The following is a 15,727-nucleotide window of genomic DNA, read 5'->3' on the forward strand; positions in this document are numbered from 1 at the left end:
CCATTAACGATATAAACACATCGTTTAGTCGGCTGTTCGTGGCGATCTTCACAATGCATCCATTACCGGCCCGAACGATCGCCGCAGATCGGCCGTTCGGCTGCACGGTCACTGTGAGCGAGTGGGGTCTACTCCGATCGGAGACTTCGTTTGAAAGCAGTCAAAGCGGCCATTCGCCGACCACAGAGCCCGGTGCATGTGGATAACCGCAAAGGCCGAGAAAGAAGCGTTCGTCTTCTCCAACCGTACGGTCCGTTGCAGGACATAGCCAGCGTCTAAACGTTCTCGCACGGCAACGTTGCACTTGCGCTTGTCGAACGTTCCGCAAAGTGTCATTTTCCGGCCCTATTGCTATAACGGAACACTCGAGGTACCACGATGATCGATCACACCGGAATTGGAGTCGCGGACGTCCATCGTTCCGCCACGTTTTACGACGCCGCTTTGAGCGCGCTTGGCATGCGCCGCGTGATGCAAATGCCGGGCAACAGCGGGACCGATGGCATCGGCTACGGCCTCGATTACCCGGTTTTCTGGATTGACCGCTTTCACCCGCATGGCGTGAAACAGCACACTGCCTTTGTAGCGAGGAGTTGCGCCGAGGTAGACGCGTTCTACCAGGCAGCCCTGAAAGCCGGCGGCACCGATAACGGCGCACCCGGCTACCGTGACACCCAGCATGGCTATCCGCCTGGTTACTACGCTGCTTTCGTGCTCGATCCGGACGGCAACAACATCGAGGCTGTCTTTCGTGGTGGGTAGCGAGACAAGCACACGCCCCGGCGGCATTGCGTCATATATCGGTCTGCGGACCGCGTCGGGCAGTAGGCGGCCAGAACCAGTCGTTCGGTTTTGCCGTCATGTGGTCATTCCGGCGGCGGCTCCGAACCAATCTGCGGACCTTCGAACGCGGACCATACTCTCGTGAGATAGCTTGCCATCGAATGTTTCGCAGAGGTAATGCGTGCTGCACACGCTGGACATCGACGGTCAGCGCCTCACTCGACAGAGCCGACCTGAGGTGCTGGTCCTGATCGAGAGAATGCAGCAGGCGTCCGGTATCGAGTCGTTGCAATAAGGCGTCTGTAAATCTCTGCGTATCAGGGCGAACGGACGAATAGAATGGGCAATTTACGGTGGAGAGATTCTCTGCCTGCCCGGTCCCGTTTCGGATCACCTCGGTGTCCCCTTCCATCGCGTGCAACCGATTCACCTGCGTGCCTCAACCCACTGCATCCGCCACTGCGGCGCATCGAACGGCTCCGAAAAATACTGCGTTTCGCGCACGACCTTTCCGTCGGCAAACTCCATGATGCTGACGACGAGCGCAGTCTGCGTCTTGTAGTCGATCGTATATTCCGTCACCCAGAGATTGCCGCTTCCCTGAATTCGTCGCACGCCAAATCCCGAAGGCTTGTCCGGATGGTATCCGCGCAACGCCTGCAGGTTGCTTCGCCCGACGATTCGCTCGCCCGACTGCGGATACTCGCAGACCACGCCATCAGCGTAGATATCATGCTCCGCATCCAGATTACCTGCCGACGAAGCACGCCAGTGCGCATCGAGCACTTCACGCATTTGCCTGTCGTTCACGAATCGCCTCACGCGGTTGACGGCGGAATGAAACCCGGACTGCCCGTCTTCACGACTTCGTTGAACCGCTGTCGCGTCTCTATTGCGTTGATCTCATCGAAGGCTTCGGAAGGAAGCGCGGAAATGTCGAAATTCTCCCGTGCTCGCGCCGCCGTTTTTGGCGTCGTGAGCACCGCCGTGCCGCGCTGCACGGCCCACGCGAGCAGCACTTGCGCCGGCGTTCTTTCCAGACGCGCGGCAATACGCGCAATGACGGGATCTTCGAGCGGCCCCGGCCTGATTCCATGCCCGAGCGGCGCGAACGCAGTGAAGACGATGCCCCCGCTGGTTGCAGTATGCCAGCAACTCCGTTTCAGGCAGATACGGATGCGATTCGACCTGAATCGCCGCAGGCTTGATTTTCGCGGAGTCATACAGCGGCTGAAGCTCGCTCAGCGTGATGTCGGAGAGTCCGATCGCGCGGCATCGTCCACGGTCGACGAGTTCTTCCATCGCGTGCCACGTGTCGAGCAATGTCACGCCTTCGTCGTAAAACACATTTCCGTTTGCGTCACGCGGGTCCTGTTCGTCGCCCGCCTGAAACGCGAAGGGCGTGTGAACCAGATAAAGGTCCAGATAGTCGAGTCCCAGCCTTTCAAGACTCCCGTCGAGAGCGTGGCCGACGCGCTCGGGCCGGTGGTTCGAATTCCACAGTTTAGTCGTCACGAAGATCGCATCCCGCGCGATCCCACGCGCCGATAGTCCCGACTTCAGCGCAGCGCCTACCTCTCGCTCGTTGCGATAGCGCTCGGCGCAATCGAAGTGCCGGTAACCCGCTTCGATCGCGTCGCGCGTGGCACTGACCGTCGTCGCCGGATCGGCGATCAGCGTACCAAAACCGATGACGGGCATGTGTCCGCCGTCACGCAGCGCCACCGTCCCGCTGCGGAAATCATTCGACCCGATCATCGCGAACCCTCCACGCGCACTGCGCCCTCACATGCTAGGACGGTTTGCTCGCGGCGTCATGGCAAGTGCCCGCCCTTGCAATGTTCGTCACATTGAAAACGCAGCAAAACGACAAAACCGTCACATGTCCAGCTACACGGAGGCTTGCGAACTGCCCACAAATAAATGTCAACCGGGAGCCAACAGAGGCTGCCTGGGCGACGCGATTACACTCTGCCCGGGAACGCGGATGCGGATCAGCGTTGCGCCGTCGACTGTGTACTTTCGTTGTCTTGAGGCGTTGCTGGCTTACCATACGTCGATTCCCAGCCGCCCCCGAGCACCTTGCACAGTGTGACGAGGTTCGCATCAGCATCGGCGCCGCTCTGTTCAAGGTTGCTCTGTGCATCGAGCAGCTGCTTCTGGACATTCAGCACGTCCAGATAATCGAGCGCACCAGCTTTATACCGCTGCTGTGCAACCGAAAGCGCACGTAGATTCAGGCTCACGACCTCCTGAAGCTTGTTGTGCCGCTGTTGTTCCGCGTCGTAGGTAATGAGGGCATCGTCCACTTCGCGCCATGCATCGAGAACCGTCTTCTCGTAGACGATGGCGGCCTCCTGCTGTTGTGCCTCGCGCAATTGAAGCGTGCCTTTCAGGCGTCCGCCTTCGAAGATCGGCAGCGTGATCGATGGTCCCACGACGAACTGACCGGATGCCCAATTGGCGAGACTCGAAAGCTGAAGGCTCTGGAATCCGGCACTGCCATTCAACGTGATGCGCGGATAAAAGTCGGCCTTGGCCATGCCGATGGCCGCCGTGGCCGCATGGAGCTGCGCCTCGGCCCGGCGGATGTCGGGCCGGCGCTGTGCAAGTTCGGATGGGAAGCCGATTGGTACCTGCTCAGGCAGAGCGGGGACATCCTGCGGCGCATCGAGCGTCTTGGTCAATGCACCCGGTTCTTCGGCAAGCAACACCCCGATGGCGTTGATGGTCGTTTCCTTGCGCGATTCGAGCGTCGGAATGAGGCTTTCGATGGACGCGGCCTGTGCGGATGCATTCGCCACGTCGAGATCGGTTGTGACGCCTTCGCGCTTGCGCGTTTGTGTGAGTTTTGTCGTATTGTTTGCCAGTTCGAGATTCTGTCGCGCGATCTGCAACAAGGCTTGCGTATCGCGCAGCTGGATATAGTCGCGCGCAAGCTCGGCGCGCGCGGAGAGCAATACCGCATTGCGATCCTCATAAGAGGCATCGGTCAATGCCGAAGCCGCTTCGACACCACGCCGCACACGGCCCCAGATGTCGATTTCCCATGAAGCGTCGAAGCCGAACTGATAGAGGTTGTAGGCGGGCGAGCCTTTCGAGCCAGGCATCGCCGATACGCCCAGCGGCGCGCTGCCCGATGCAGATTGCGGATTCGAACTTGTCGGTGTCACGCCGAGCAACGAAAGAATGCCATTCTCGCTGCCGCGTTCGCGGTTATACGAGGCCGCGCCATCCAGCGTCGGATATTGCGCTGCACCGGCAACGCGCAGCCCGGCGCGGCTTTGCAGCAGGCGCGCAGAAGCCGCAGCGACATCGAGGTTGGCATCGGTCAACTGCTTTTCGAGCGCGTTCAACATCGGGTCGTTGAAAAGCGTCCACCAGTCCGGATTGAAACCGGATTCGACGGGTTTGCTCGGCGACTGCGCAGTCTGAGTGCGGTCGAATATATCCGGCGTGGCAGAGGTCGGCGGTTCGAAATTCGGCCCGACCAGACAGCCGCTCAACGCGAGCGAGAGCAATAACGTCAGCGCCAACGCCGACGCACGGATAAAAAATTCACGCGTGTTCATTTTGCGTCCACTCCTGCTATCGCCATATCGGCGCGCTTGCCGATTGCCACCTCTGCTTCTACCGACAACCCCACGCTGAGCTCGGACGCGGCTCGCTGGTTCGGATCGATCCTGATCTTGACGGGCACCCGCTGGACGATCTTCGTGAAGTTGCCCGTTGCGTTGTCCGGCGCGATCGGCGCGAAGCTCACGCCGGTGGCGGGGGCCAGACTGTCGATATGGCCTTTGATGACGACGCCGGGGAAACTGTCGACTTTGATGCTCACGCTCTCGCCGGGCCGCATGTACGGGATCTGGTTCTCCTGGAAGTTCGCGACGACATAAGCATCCGCGAGCGGCACGATTGCAAGGAGTGGTGCGCCGGGTGTCACGAATGCGCCGACACGCACGGACCGCCGGCCGATCTTTCCGTCGACGGGCGCGTGAATCTCGGTGTATGAGAGATTGAGCTTTGCCTGTTCGAGCACGGCTTCGGCATGCGCCAGCGCGCCCGCCGCCTTGTCGCGCTGCGTGCGCAACACATCGAGGTTCTGTGCGGTTGCGGACAAGGCCGCCTGATCGTGCGCCTGCTGCGCAAGCTGCTCGGCGAGCGCGCTGGCAGCGTGCTGCTGTTCCTGCGTCGTGCCGGCACCCGACTCCGAGAGATTCTGATAACGCGCTGCGTTTTCGCGCGCAAAGGCGATCGACGCTTCATCGGAACGCAGCGTGGCACGTGCCTGGTCGACGAGCGACGGCTGTCGCGCGATCTCGGCATCGTAGTTCGCAACGGCGGCTTTCGCTGCCGTTACGTCGGCCTGTGAGCTGAGCAATGCGGCCTGATAGTCGCGATCGTCGATCCGCACCACCAGCTGTCCGGCTTTCACCTGCTGGTTGTCGTCGACGAAGACCTCCGCGACCTGCCCAGCAACGCGCGGCGCAACCAGCGTGAAATCGGCGGCGACGTAGGCGTCGTTCGTGGATTCGGTGCCGGGGCTGACGAAGAGCTTCGTGCTGCCCCATGCGGCGACGCCGAGCACGACGACAGCTGCGGCAATGCGAACCATTCTGGGCGAGGGACGGGTGACGGATAACATGGCAACCATTAGCGAGGGGTAGGTGGCGTTGTGCTCCACGGCGGATAGATGCGTACCGGTAGCACAGGAATGAGAAGAAGCACGGTGATGGCGATGCAGGCCATCACGCGATAAAGGTCGGCAGAAGTGAGCACCACGGCCTGTTCATGGATGCGTTGCGCAAGCCCGCCATATCCGCGCGCCGCATCGAAGCTCTGAGTGGTGATCAACGCGTTGTTGCCGAGATGATCGACCAGCATGCTCGAATGAAAATGTTCGCGCGCGGTGCCGAGACCCTCGATCAGCGCGGTCGCCACGACGCCCGCGAAGCCTCTGAGCGAGTTGAACATCGCGGAAGCGAAGGGGCCATCGGCGGGCGGCAAGCCGGTGGTCACACCCATCAGGATCGCGAGTATCACCATCGGTTGCGCGACGATCTGCAATGATTGCAACCAGTAGAAGTTGTCGCGGATCCACTCCGACGTCATGAAGCTGCCAAGGAAGCAGGTGAGTCCGATCATCAGTAGTCCGAGCCCCATCACCCAGCGCGAATCCACACGGCGAAGATTCAGCAACGCAGCCGTCAGCGGCAGCGTAACGAGCAGCGGAAGGGCGACCAGCAGAGACAGAGGCGTCGTTTGAAGCGGCCGGTAATCGTGCACTCGTGCGAGAAATTGACCTGGAATCGCGGCCACACCAACGAGCAGCACAACGGCGCCGACAAGTGTCGAAAGACCGTGCGAAAAATTCCCGCGCGACAGCATCTGCAGCTTGAAAAACGGTACCGGGTGATACCACTCGTTGATCAGAAACAACGCGAACAACATGGCGCCGCCACCGAGCATCACGCAGATGAACGAGGAATTCAGCCAGTCGAGGCGATCGCCTTGCAGCAGAGCGGTTACCAGCATCGCGACGGCGGGGAAACCGGTCAACAGACCGAACCAGTCGAACGATCCGAATCGTTCGAGCTTGAGCGGGTCTTGTGGAAGGCCGAACTGGATTGCGATGCCGCTGATCACACCAAGCGGCACGATCTGCCAGAAGGCCATTTTCCAGCTCACGTACTCGGTCCACAGCGCGGCGAGCGGGGTTCCCACCGAAGGGCCGAAGGTCGCAGTGAGCGCATAGCCTGCGAGCCCATAGAGCTTGATCTTCGGTGGCAGATAACGCAGCGCCACGATGATCAGCATCGGAGGAATACATCCTCCGGCAATGCCCTGCAATACGCGCAGCAGATAGAACGCAGGCAGATTAGGCGACAGCGGACACAGAAAGCCGAACAGCATGGAGGCGATGAGCGCGCCGAGCGTGAAGCGCTTCAACGTGAACGTGATGCCGAACCACGGCGCGAAAACCATCGTTGCCACGTTGGTCGCTTCGAAAAGCGCGGTCAGCCAGCTGCCGTCGTCATGCCCGATCGATAGCGCGCCACGAATGTCGTTCATCGCTTGCGCAGTGACCTGCTCATTCAGTATCGCGAGTAGCGACGCGAGCAGCATCCCGATCAGACCGATGGCCAGGCGCAGCGAAAACGCTGGCTGCGCTTGCGCCTGTGGTGCTGGCGTATGTGCAGCAGGCGCGGGCGCTAACGGCGCGACCGGTTCAACCGTCGCGACCGCTTCAATCGTCAGGGAAACGACAGTCGTCTTCATAAAAGCACACTCGGCTAAAAGTCCTTAACAAGGCATCAAATCCGGGCAATGACGTATCTGCTTCACCCGGAATTTTGCGGCTTCCTTACCGCGTGATGATGTGATGGATTCTAGGAGCGACGCCGTCTTTCTTGAAGTCGACGGACGAATCGTTTCAGGCCAATTCATTCAGGAATCTGGCCATTGCCGGAACTTTTATGGTTTTGATTGCGCGCGTGGAAAAGGTCTTTTTACACGGGGTAAATCATCCAGATTTTGAAAAAGATTGTTGCTCGGCACGCGTCGTCATTCGACAAGCTCGTAGATAGAATCAATTCCAGCGACGGCGCTTTAGAGCGCCTGCCGGTCGAGTGAATTGAACTGTTATTGGATGGAGATGGCGATGAAATTCTCAGTGAATGAAGCGATCGGTTCTGACGACATATCCAGAATCGAACGTGCGATGAAGAGTGTCGATGTCGATGCGAAGGTCGATATCGATGTCGACGCGAATAGTGTTAGTGTCGATTCGTGGCTGATGCCGGAGGAGTTCTTCGTCGCGTTTCAGGACGAAGACTATAGCGTCAGGATTATCGAGGGATAGGTAGATAAATTCGGCCGGTTTCTTGCCATAGCAGTTGAAACCGGCCGCAGCTTTACGCCTTACGCTGTGCCGCGGCAAAGTATTGCGGCGCTTCCCGGCGATCGTACATGCCGTACTCGCGGATCACACGAATATGCCGCAGACGTGCACCCTCGGGTACCGTCATGCTCTGCGCGAACGCCTCAGCGGCAGCGAGGTCGCGCCACGTGACTGCGGCGATTACATCGCCCGGCGCCAACAACGCATCGAACACATCCCACGCGATCAGACCGGAAGCCGTCAGATCAAGACTGAGCGACTTCGCGACGGCTTCCGCGCCCGATTGCTTCATCCAGTCCGCCGGGCGTTGAGCGTCGATCAACATGACCGCCTTGCCGGCGCCCGTTTCAGTTTCGTCGAGGCGTTGTTCAGTCAACGCGTAGCCTGCGGGAACGTGGGTATCCGCAACCGTCTGGCCGATACGCAGCCGGTAGTCTGCAAACACGCGATCGCGGGCGGCCTGTTGAACCTTGAAGTGTTTCGATTCGACGCGCCAGCGAATCAGCGACTTTTCATCGCGCCAGCTGGAAAGTGACAGGAGCCAGCCGGCGCGCGTGAGACTTGCGTAGCGATTGTTATCGATGAAGCCATCGATTTTCTCCAGTTCTGGACGCAGCATTTTCGCCATGCCCAGATAGGCATCGAACTGCTCGGGAATCGGATTAACTTCAAGCATTGCGGAGAACATGACAGATCCTTTCGACAGATAAAGTGGGCGCTCCCACCTGGTGGGAATTTCATTGTCGAAGATGACGCCGAATTCTTGAAGCATGTGGGAATAAGGTCTTGGGCCATTCAGTATTCGAATTGCGCCACACCGCCAGCGGGTCGTATTGATTGAGTCAGTTGCAGGCCAGATGACATGTTTCATCGGCCAATCGAAAGAAAGTCGGAACGCAGCGCAAGAAGGACTCGTAGAATCGGACCACAGCAGAAGTCGCAAGTCAGGAATCGAGATGGACAAATATCGTGAGATGGAGGTGTTCGTCGCCATCGTTGATCGTGGCAGTTTTACGGCCGCGTCGGAGAAGCTCGGCATGTCGGCGCCTGCCGTTTCGCGGGCGCTGAACTCGCTGGAAGCGCGTGTCGGAGTACAACTGCTATCGCGTACGACACGCTCCATCCGTCCGACCGATGCCGGTATGTTTTATCTTGATGCCTGCCGCAATGCGCTGGGTACGATTGCCAACGCAGAGGCAAATATCTTCGCCGATCAAAGCAAGCCTGTCGGCACGTTGACGGTCTCTGCGCCGGTCCTGTTTGGTCAGCGCTTTATCGCGCCGCTGGTCAACGCCTATGCGAACCTATACCCGGACGTCAGCGTGAATGTCGTTTATATCGACAGGCCGACGCGGCTGATCGACGAAGGCGTCGATATAGCGATACGTATTGGCCTCCTTGGCGATTCTTCGATCTTCGCGGTTCCGCTCGGCTTCGTGCGCCGTCGAACCTATGCAGCGCCGAGTTATCTCGACGCATGGGGTGAACCTCTGCATCCGAAAGATCTCGCCGGGCATCATTGCGTGTCCTACACGGGCGTGAGCCATCCGCTGGAGTGGATGTACTACGAGAACGGTTCGAGACTGGCCGTGCGGGTGCGGCCGCGGATGACCGTCGATCTCGCGCCTGCTGCAGTGATGGCTGCGGTGGATCGCGTGGGTATCACACAACTGCTTTCGTATCAGGCGGCGCCTGAAGTGTTGAGCGGAAGTCTTCAGCCAGTATTGACGCCCTTCGAGCCGCAATCGATTCCCGTCAATCTGCTGCACGTCGAGCGGCGCGGCAAGAGCATCAAGGTGCGTTCTTTTGTCGAGTTCGTCACGGAGACGTTGCGCAGGAACGCGCAGCTTCAGTTTCCCAAAGCGCGGCAACATAAAGCGCCCGATAGGCGTCAACCAGTGCATCAAGACTGAAACTGCGATTCAGCCCGCTGGGATTCGGAAGCACCCAGACTTGTGCGCCACCGAATGCTGCTGTTTGAAGGCCCCATTGAATATTGCGTGATCCGGTTATTCCGGCTATCGCCATTTTGCCGAGGAACGCGATGTTGCGCGGCGCATGGCATTCGATCTTTTTCTCGAACCCGGCCGCTGCGTCTCTGATCTCTGATCGCGACAATTCATCAGCTCGCGCTGTCGGACGCGCGACCACTGCCGTTAGACCGCAGCCGTATTGCAGCAGCATGCGGTCATTGTCGGGAGATAGTTCATCGGGTGTAAAGCCTGCCAGATGAAGCACACGCCAGAACCGGTTGCCTCGGCCCGCGAAGTGATGGCCCGTCGCCGCGGCACGAAGACCGGGATTGATCCCGCAAAACACCACCGATAAACCGGCTTCCAGAATGTCAGGAAGACCTCGATGAGATTCAGAGGGACTGATCGGCTTCATTCGGTCAACGTGTCGAGAGTCAGTTGTGCTTCGCCTGCGTTGCCGCGAAACCGCAGACGATATTGTTTCGGGGTGACGTTGAGGCGTCGCGCAAACGTGGTCCGCATGTGCGTCGCGCTATGAAATCCGCAGTTGAATGCGACGGTCTTGAGTGGTGCGTCCGATTCTTCGAGTAGTTTTCGTGCTGTATCCACTCGCACCTGTTCGACGAACGCTGATGGCGTCACCTTCGCATACTTCGCGAACAGCCTCGAGAAGGTACGCCGGCTGACTGACACTGCGCCGGCAAGTTGTTCGATCGAAAGAACGTCGGTGATGTGGTCGACCACGTAGCGATGCACCTTGCCGATGATCGGATCATCATCCTTGCGCACGCCGATATAGGGACTGTACTGCGATTGGCCGCCTTCGCGCTGGATATAAACGACCAGTCGTTTCGCCACACGTACGGCGAGTTCGTGTCCCCAGTCTTCGGCAACAAGCGACAGGCACAGATCGATGCCCGCCGTCACGCCTGCCGACGTGAACAATCGGCCATCGCGAATGAAGATGCGGTCGGATTGCACGCAAACTTGCGGAAAGGCGTCGGCGAGGCGAGGGGCGTCTTCCCAGTGCGTGGTGACTTCCCTGTTATCGAGCAGTCCGGCATGCGCGAGCACAAATGCGCCATTGCACACGGATCCGAAGCGGGACGCGCCGTTTGTTTGACGTTTTAGCCATGCGAGAAATCCGGCTGGCGGCTGAAACTCGGGCAAGCGCGGACCGCCCGCGATCAGCAACAGGTCGTACTGCGTGTCGACGTCGTCGTAGGCGAAAGGCACGGCGAGTTGCATTCCGTTCGAGCAGGTGACCGTACCCCGCTGAAATCCGACGAGGGATACCTCGTAGCGCTGATGTTCAGCGAGCGACGCATTGGCCTCGGCAAACACATCCAGAGGACCCGCGACATCCAGGGCTTGCACACCATCAAAGATAACAATGGCGACTTTCATCTCATGACCTTGACCGATTGTAAGCAACAGTCCTCGACAATTCCGAGGGCGCGCAGCCGACCAGAATAGCGCAAGTACAGTACTGCAACTGTGGCATGGCGGGCAAATATCGGGCGCATTTGTGCCGGTATCGCCAGCCTCCGATATGGCTCATGCGATGACCCGAATCGCGCATCGATTGGCCCAGGAACGTGCTACCTGGTTGTTCCCGCTTGCCGGTCCACTCAATAGACTTTGTCATATGGACGCGCCTGGGATGAACCATGCGCCTCCGACCGAAAACGGAACCATTTTGACGAAGGCCGGCTATGGCACAAAACGCACTTGCTGCATCGATACCGCGGCTTGAACCTGAGAGCAACGATAAAACGATGTCCGGCGCAGACATCATCCTGCGCGTTCTGAGCGAGCAGGGCGTCGATACTATCTTCGGGTATAGCGGTGGCGCGAACCTGCCGACCTACGATGCCGTGTTTCGCTTCAATGAAATGCACGAAGCAAACCCGCAACGCCAGATCAGGCTGGTCGTGCCAGCCAACGAGCAGGCGGCGGGATTCATGGCCGCGGGTTATGCGCGAGCCAGCGGAAAAGTTGGCGTATTCACGGTGACGTCGGGGCCGGGCGCAACCAATGCACTCACGCCAATTGCCGATTGCAATGGCGATTCGATTCCCGTCGTGCTGATATGTGGCCAGGTGCCACGCGCGGCGATTGGCAGCGACGCGTTTCAGGAAGCGCCCGTCTTCAACATCATGTCGGCGTGTGCCAAGCAGGTGTTTCTCGTCACCGATCCGGAGAAGCTCGAAGAGACCTTACGCAGCGCGTTCGAGATCGCCCGCACAGGTCGCCCAGGTCCCGTGGTGGTCGATGTGCCAAAAGATATCCAGAACTGGAAAGGCTTCTACAAAGGACAAGGCACGCTGAAGTTTCGCGGCTATTCCGACCGGCTTCGAATGGTCGCGAAAGGCGCAAGCCTCGATGCGGGGAAGCGCAGTGCGTTCTTCAGTCTTCTTGAAGAGAGCCGGCGTCCGCTGCTCTATGTGGGCGGGGGTGTGATTGCATCAGGTGCAACGGCTGAACTGAGGCAGTTTTCCGAGCGCTACCGGATACCCATCGTCACGACACTGATGGGCCTCGGCGCGATACCCGCGACTCACGAGTTGCACCTTGGTTTGCTTGGCATGCACGGCACCGCATGTGCAAACTACGCCGTGCAGGATTGCGATTTTCTGATTGCGGTTGGTGCGCGTTTCGACGATCGTGTCGCGGGCGGCCGTCCCGAGCAATTTGCGCCGGGCGCGCGTTACGTTGCGCACATCGATATTGATGAAGCCGAGATCAACAAGGTTAAACGTGCGCATTGGTCGCATGTGAGCGACGCGAAAAGTGCGTTGCTGTCGCTTATGGAATATGGCCCCTGTGATCTGCCTCATTCCGGCTGGCTGGCTCATGTAATGAACCTGAAACACGCGCATGGGATGAACTACGACAGGGCGAGCCCAAAGATCCAGCCGCAATTCGTGATCGAAAAGCTCAGCGAACTGACAGGTGGGCGCGCGATCGTTTGTACAGGCGTCGGTCAGCATCAGATGTGGGCCGCGCAGTTTTTCGACTTCATCGAGCCTCGAAGCTTTCTCACATCAGGCAGCATGGGGACGATGGGCTTCGGGCTTCCAGCAGCAATCGGCGCCCAGATTGCACGGCCAGATTCCCTTGTGATCGATATCGATGGCGATGGCAGCATCCGTATGAACGTCGGCGAACTGGAGACGGCAACGACATATGGCGTCCCCGTCAAGGTGCTGTTGCTCAACAATCTCGGCGACGGAATGATCCGCCAATGGCAGCGCCTCTTCTACGAAGGGCGGCTGGTCGTCAGCGACAAGGCGCTGCATCGGAAGAACTTCGTGATGGCGGCAAAAGCGGACGGCTTCGAATTTGCACGTCGTGTCGATGCGAAAGACGAACTCGCGGGGCAATTGAAGGCGTTTCTGGAATTCGACGGACCTGCGTTTCTCGAAGTGATGATCGACGAGAACGCCGACGTGTTTCCGATGGTGGGACCGGGGCAGACCTACGCAGACATGATCACGGGACCGTTTATCCCTTCCCGTCCAGGCGGAAGCACGAAGCGGACTCAGGAAGCCGCGGATATGTTCTAGAGGATAAGTCACACGATGAACGACTTCGATGCGATGGTTCGCGCGCTGGCCCATCCGTTCCGGCGAAAGGTGCTGCAATGGCTGGCCGATCCTGCCAGCCATTTGTTCGACGCAGAGTACGCGCTATTGCGCGGGGTGTCGGCGGGAATGATTCACTCGAAAAGCGGACTGTCACAGTCCACGGTATCGGGGCACCTGTCGCAGCTGGAACGAGCGGGCCTCGTCAATGCGAAACGCGTCGGGCAGTGGGTTATTTTTTCGCGAAACGAAGCCGCGATTCGTGAGTTTGCCGGATGGCTGCACGACGACATCGCCCGCTCAGTGAGCGCGAGAACACTGGCTGGTCGCGAAGCAGACTTGAGTGCTCCTGGTGCTTGATCGCCGGGTCAGCCTTCCACGAGCACGTGAAGACGGGCGGTAAATAGGTGTTGCGGCGACTGCCACCGGTGGCACCGAGACATGGCATGATGACTTGAAAACGGATGACCCGCGATGGGGCGATAGTGCGTGTGCCGCTGGAACCGGGGTAGTGCAACATCAATCGCGAGTTCACGGTCAAACCATCTTGTTCCGCAGACGCTATGTCGTGTCGCGCGTTCATTGCAGGAGCGCTCGATAAGCGAACGATTCGCTGAAAAGTCGCGGGACAAGTGGTGACCTGATGTCCAGATGGCTGTTTTGCCTCGGTAAGCGGCCATAAAACTTGCTATGGCGCAATGTCTGTAACGGGTCGGTTTGGTGCGTTCGCGGTTGGACGGATTCGGCCAACTTGAGACATTCAACTAAGCCTTCACGCGGCCGCTCGAACGTCTCGTCCGCCTTTGACAACGGCCGTTCGCGGATGGAACGCGGTTCGCCGAATTTCTTGCCGAATGCGTGGCGTCGGGCGATTGCCGCATCGCCTTGGCCGGGAAGATGGCCTGCTTTCACAAGCACATTGGACGCTGCGTTCGCGACAGCGCAGAGGCCGCGATCCGGTGTGCATTCGATATGACGATGCGGGTGATCCGGATTCTTCTTCGCCACAGCAGCTTGCACGTAGGCGCATAAACGGCATGGCCGACGATACGGCCGATGGTCGCACGTAGTGGTGACTGGCGAACGGCGACGAACAGCGATTGTGGTCGATACGGTCCTCATCACATGAACTGCCCATGGGCATCCGACGGTTCGCAGCTGAGAGAGAACTGAAAATCGGGCTGCGCCATTATGATCAAGTTGGCGCATCAATTCCCTGCGGTTACACATGCTGACACCGCAGTTCTGTCTCCGCGTGAACAGACCATCCTCGTTATAGGTGGTCTAACAACGCTTTTATCGGTATCGGACGATAGCGATCTCCGCGCGCTCGATGGTCGACACGTAGACGTGTCGATTCGTACTGGTCGAGTCCCGATACGTGCGCGTGTCGTAGACGATAGCGGCATCGCCACCTGCTTGCCGGACTGCATCGACGATTTTTGATCTCATGCCATGCCCGCCGGGGAGCGGCAGCCAGTTGGTTACCGTCGTCTGCGTGACCACGTCGTACGGGCGCGTAGGTGTGCCGCGCATCCACACATCAATACCGTCGACAACTTCCGGTCCATGACCGGATGTGGAGACTGCATAGGGCCCGCTCGGCGAGCTGTCCATAGGTTGCGGCAACGAGCAACCGGCGATGAAGAGCATGAAGGAGCATGAGACAGCCCAGCGTGAGGATAGAGGAAAGCGCATGTGAGAGTTTCATTTCAGGACGCACACAAACAGGGTGCCAAAGTTATCCATTGCGTTTCGGTAGCTGCAGAACAACCTCAGACTCGCAATGGCGGGCAACGCGAAAGTGCGATGCTCAAGCTCATTCTGGACGCGCAGGAGCGCGACGGAAAGCACGACGCCGCCGCAAAAGCGGCCATGTTAATAGGCTCGACGGCCATGCATCGGGAGCACTCGCGACGGTGGCCAAAACTGGTGCCGTTCTGACCGTCAGCCGCATTTCCAACGCGTCATAATTTTTCTGACCGCTTCTGCTTCGCATGGAGCAAGCGGACGTTGGAACCGGCTGGAAATGGAAAGGAGTTTTGAATGGCATTAATCGAACTGCATGCGGATACGCTTGAATCGATCATCGCGCCGGACAGCATCGTGGTTATTGATTTCTGGGCACCGTGGTGCGGACCGTGCCGGCAGTTTGCGCCCGTATTCGAGGCCGTCGCCTCGGCGTTGGCGGACATCGACTTCGTCAAGGTCAACGCGGAAGAACGCTGGGATCTCGCAGCTTCGGCGGGTATCCGTTCCGTGCCGACGCTGATGATATTTCGCGAGGGCATTCTGGTCTATCGGCAGCCCGGCACGCTTTCGGCGCAGCAATTGACTTCGGTAATCGCGACGACGAGGTCACTGAACATGGACGAAGTCCGCGCCCATGCGGAGCATTCGCTCAGCCATCAGGAATAGTAGTTGGGAGACGGCGTGTGCCGCCGTCTCCTTTCGACTGCCATCAGTGAGGACGTGACGTCTAC

At 59.0% G+C, this 15,727-nt stretch carries 17 protein-coding genes; 7 read left to right on the top strand and 10 right to left on the bottom strand.

What is annotated here, in order from left to right; genetic code table 11:
* The first annotated feature begins 378 nt into the window (after positions 1 to 378).
* Positions 379 to 762 carry a VOC family protein gene (locus BN2476_RS11765; RefSeq protein ID WP_087734348.1) on the top strand — a complete coding sequence of 128 codons (384 nt, stop codon included), beginning with the start codon at positions 379 to 381 and terminating at the stop codon, positions 760 to 762.
* Between the two features lie 447 nt (positions 763 to 1,209).
* Here the strand turns inward: BN2476_RS11765 and BN2476_RS11770 are convergent, their stop codons facing one another.
* From BN2476_RS11770 to BN2476_RS11790, 5 genes are all read right to left on the bottom strand, one after another.
* Complete coding sequence (locus tag BN2476_RS11770; protein ID WP_438942875.1) at positions 1,210 to 1,578, bottom strand: nuclear transport factor 2 family protein; 369 nt, start codon at positions 1,576 to 1,578, stop codon at positions 1,210 to 1,212.
* Between the two features lie 108 nt (positions 1,579 to 1,686).
* Positions 1,687 to 2,541 carry an aldo/keto reductase gene (locus tag BN2476_RS11775; protein WP_328590288.1) on the bottom strand — a complete coding sequence of 285 codons (855 nt, stop codon included), beginning with the start codon at positions 2,539 to 2,541 and terminating at the stop codon, positions 1,687 to 1,689.
* A gap of 236 nt (positions 2,542 to 2,777) precedes the next feature.
* Entirely contained in the window at positions 2,778 to 4,355 is a 1,578-nt protein-coding gene (locus tag BN2476_RS11780; RefSeq protein ID WP_087734349.1) for an efflux transporter outer membrane subunit, read from the bottom strand.
* Positions 4,352 to 5,428: an HlyD family secretion protein gene (locus tag BN2476_RS11785; RefSeq protein WP_087734557.1), complete on the bottom strand. Its 1,077-nt coding sequence runs from the start codon at positions 5,426 to 5,428 to the stop codon at positions 4,352 to 4,354. Before BN2476_RS11785 ends, BN2476_RS11780 begins: the two co-directional genes overlap by 4 nt.
* 8 nt (positions 5,429 to 5,436) lie before the next feature.
* Positions 5,437 to 7,062, bottom strand: coding sequence for an MFS transporter (locus tag BN2476_RS11790; RefSeq protein ID WP_087734350.1), 1,626 nt, complete (start codon positions 7,060 to 7,062; stop codon positions 5,437 to 5,439).
* 382 nt (positions 7,063 to 7,444) lie between these two features.
* Between BN2476_RS11790 and BN2476_RS11795 the strand changes: the two genes are divergently transcribed.
* Positions 7,445 to 7,645: a hypothetical protein gene (locus BN2476_RS11795; protein WP_087734558.1), complete on the top strand. Its 201-nt coding sequence runs from the start codon at positions 7,445 to 7,447 to the stop codon at positions 7,643 to 7,645.
* A gap of 52 nt (positions 7,646 to 7,697) precedes the next feature.
* Here the strand turns inward: BN2476_RS11795 and BN2476_RS11800 are convergent, their stop codons facing one another.
* Positions 7,698 to 8,372, bottom strand: a complete 675-nt coding sequence (locus tag BN2476_RS11800; protein WP_087734559.1) for an antibiotic biosynthesis monooxygenase family protein — start codon at positions 8,370 to 8,372, stop codon at positions 7,698 to 7,700.
* A 268-nt stretch (positions 8,373 to 8,640) separates the two neighbouring features.
* On the opposite strand from BN2476_RS11800, the gene BN2476_RS11805 reads away from it, so the two are divergent.
* The gene (locus BN2476_RS11805) at positions 8,641 to 9,597 is read left to right on the top strand and encodes a LysR family transcriptional regulator (protein ID WP_087734351.1); all 957 of its coding nucleotides are present in this window, start codon (positions 8,641 to 8,643) and stop codon (positions 9,595 to 9,597) included.
* On the opposite strand, the gene mug is transcribed toward BN2476_RS11805, so the two are convergent.
* Both mug and BN2476_RS11815 read right to left on the bottom strand, forming a co-directional pair.
* Positions 9,503 to 10,072 (bottom strand): G/U mismatch-specific DNA glycosylase, encoded by a 570-nt coding sequence (gene mug, locus BN2476_RS11810; protein WP_087734352.1) that lies wholly within the window; start codon positions 10,070 to 10,072, stop codon positions 9,503 to 9,505. The genes BN2476_RS11805 and mug overlap by 95 nt on opposite strands.
* Complete coding sequence (locus tag BN2476_RS11815) at positions 10,069 to 11,064, bottom strand: GlxA family transcriptional regulator (protein WP_087734353.1); 996 nt, start codon at positions 11,062 to 11,064, stop codon at positions 10,069 to 10,071. The genes mug and BN2476_RS11815 overlap by 4 nt, the downstream gene beginning before the upstream one ends.
* 371 nt (positions 11,065 to 11,435) lie before the next feature.
* Between BN2476_RS11815 and ilvB the strand changes: the two genes are divergently transcribed.
* Both ilvB and BN2476_RS11825 read left to right on the top strand, forming a co-directional pair.
* Entirely contained in the window at positions 11,436 to 13,226 is a 1,791-nt protein-coding gene (ilvB, locus tag BN2476_RS11820; protein ID WP_087734560.1) for a biosynthetic-type acetolactate synthase large subunit, read from the top strand.
* Positions 13,227 to 13,241: 15 nt separating this feature from the next.
* Complete coding sequence (locus tag BN2476_RS11825) at positions 13,242 to 13,604, top strand: ArsR/SmtB family transcription factor (protein ID WP_087734354.1); 363 nt, start codon at positions 13,242 to 13,244, stop codon at positions 13,602 to 13,604.
* Between the two features lie 219 nt (positions 13,605 to 13,823).
* Here BN2476_RS11825 and BN2476_RS11830 read toward each other — a convergent pair whose 3' ends face one another.
* Together BN2476_RS11830 and BN2476_RS11835 are read right to left on the bottom strand one after the other, a co-directional pair.
* Positions 13,824 to 14,252: a hypothetical protein gene (locus tag BN2476_RS11830; protein WP_143810950.1), complete on the bottom strand. Its 429-nt coding sequence runs from the start codon at positions 14,250 to 14,252 to the stop codon at positions 13,824 to 13,826.
* A gap of 288 nt (positions 14,253 to 14,540) precedes the next feature.
* Complete coding sequence (locus BN2476_RS11835; RefSeq protein ID WP_143810951.1) at positions 14,541 to 14,897, bottom strand: hypothetical protein; 357 nt, start codon at positions 14,895 to 14,897, stop codon at positions 14,541 to 14,543.
* Between the two features lie 156 nt (positions 14,898 to 15,053).
* Between BN2476_RS11835 and BN2476_RS49315 the strand changes: the two genes are divergently transcribed.
* Together BN2476_RS49315 and trxA are read left to right on the top strand one after the other, a co-directional pair.
* Positions 15,054 to 15,188: a hypothetical protein gene (locus tag BN2476_RS49315; RefSeq protein ID WP_268957895.1), complete on the top strand. Its 135-nt coding sequence runs from the start codon at positions 15,054 to 15,056 to the stop codon at positions 15,186 to 15,188.
* 102 nt (positions 15,189 to 15,290) lie between these two features.
* Positions 15,291 to 15,662: a thioredoxin gene (trxA, locus tag BN2476_RS11840; RefSeq protein ID WP_087734357.1), complete on the top strand. Its 372-nt coding sequence runs from the start codon at positions 15,291 to 15,293 to the stop codon at positions 15,660 to 15,662.
* The last annotated feature ends 65 nt before the right edge of the window (positions 15,663 to 15,727 follow it).

The sequence above is a fragment of the Paraburkholderia piptadeniae genome (genome assembly GCF_900007165.1).
GTDB lineage: Bacteria > Pseudomonadota > Gammaproteobacteria > Burkholderiales > Burkholderiaceae > Paraburkholderia > Paraburkholderia piptadeniae.

Excerpts from the sequence above, each read along its gene's own strand:
- BN2476_RS11800 (WP_087734559.1), bottom strand. The coding sequence starts at position 8,372 with ATGTTCTCCGCAATGCTTGAAGTTAATCCGATTCCCGAGCAGTTCGAT.
- BN2476_RS49315 (WP_268957895.1), top strand. The coding sequence starts at position 15,054 with ATGCTCAAGCTCATTCTGGACGCGCAGGAGCGCGACGGAAAGCACGAC.
- BN2476_RS11775 (WP_328590288.1), bottom strand. The coding sequence starts at position 2,541 with ATGATCGGGTCGAATGATTTCCGCAGCGGGACGGTGGCGCTGCGTGAC.
- BN2476_RS11785 (WP_087734557.1), bottom strand. The coding sequence starts at position 5,428 with ATGTTATCCGTCACCCGTCCCTCGCCCAGAATGGTTCGCATTGCCGCA.
- mug (WP_087734352.1), bottom strand. The coding sequence starts at position 10,072 with ATGAAGCCGATCAGTCCCTCTGAATCTCATCGAGGTCTTCCTGACATT.
- trxA (WP_087734357.1), top strand. The coding sequence starts at position 15,291 with ATGGCATTAATCGAACTGCATGCGGATACGCTTGAATCGATCATCGCG.
- BN2476_RS11805 (WP_087734351.1), top strand. The coding sequence starts at position 8,641 with ATGGACAAATATCGTGAGATGGAGGTGTTCGTCGCCATCGTTGATCGT.
- BN2476_RS11795 (WP_087734558.1), top strand. The coding sequence starts at position 7,445 with ATGAAATTCTCAGTGAATGAAGCGATCGGTTCTGACGACATATCCAGA.
- BN2476_RS11825 (WP_087734354.1), top strand. The coding sequence starts at position 13,242 with ATGAACGACTTCGATGCGATGGTTCGCGCGCTGGCCCATCCGTTCCGG.
- BN2476_RS11815 (WP_087734353.1), bottom strand. The coding sequence starts at position 11,064 with ATGAAAGTCGCCATTGTTATCTTTGATGGTGTGCAAGCCCTGGATGTC.
- BN2476_RS11765 (WP_087734348.1), top strand. The coding sequence starts at position 379 with ATGATCGATCACACCGGAATTGGAGTCGCGGACGTCCATCGTTCCGCC.
- ilvB (WP_087734560.1), top strand. The coding sequence starts at position 11,436 with ATGTCCGGCGCAGACATCATCCTGCGCGTTCTGAGCGAGCAGGGCGTC.
- BN2476_RS11790 (WP_087734350.1), bottom strand. The coding sequence starts at position 7,062 with ATGAAGACGACTGTCGTTTCCCTGACGATTGAAGCGGTCGCGACGGTT.
- BN2476_RS11835 (WP_143810951.1), bottom strand. The coding sequence starts at position 14,897 with ATGCTCTTCATCGCCGGTTGCTCGTTGCCGCAACCTATGGACAGCTCG.
- BN2476_RS11780 (WP_087734349.1), bottom strand. The coding sequence starts at position 4,355 with ATGAACACGCGTGAATTTTTTATCCGTGCGTCGGCGTTGGCGCTGACG.
- BN2476_RS11770 (WP_438942875.1), bottom strand. The coding sequence starts at position 1,578 with ATGCGTGAAGTGCTCGATGCGCACTGGCGTGCTTCGTCGGCAGGTAAT.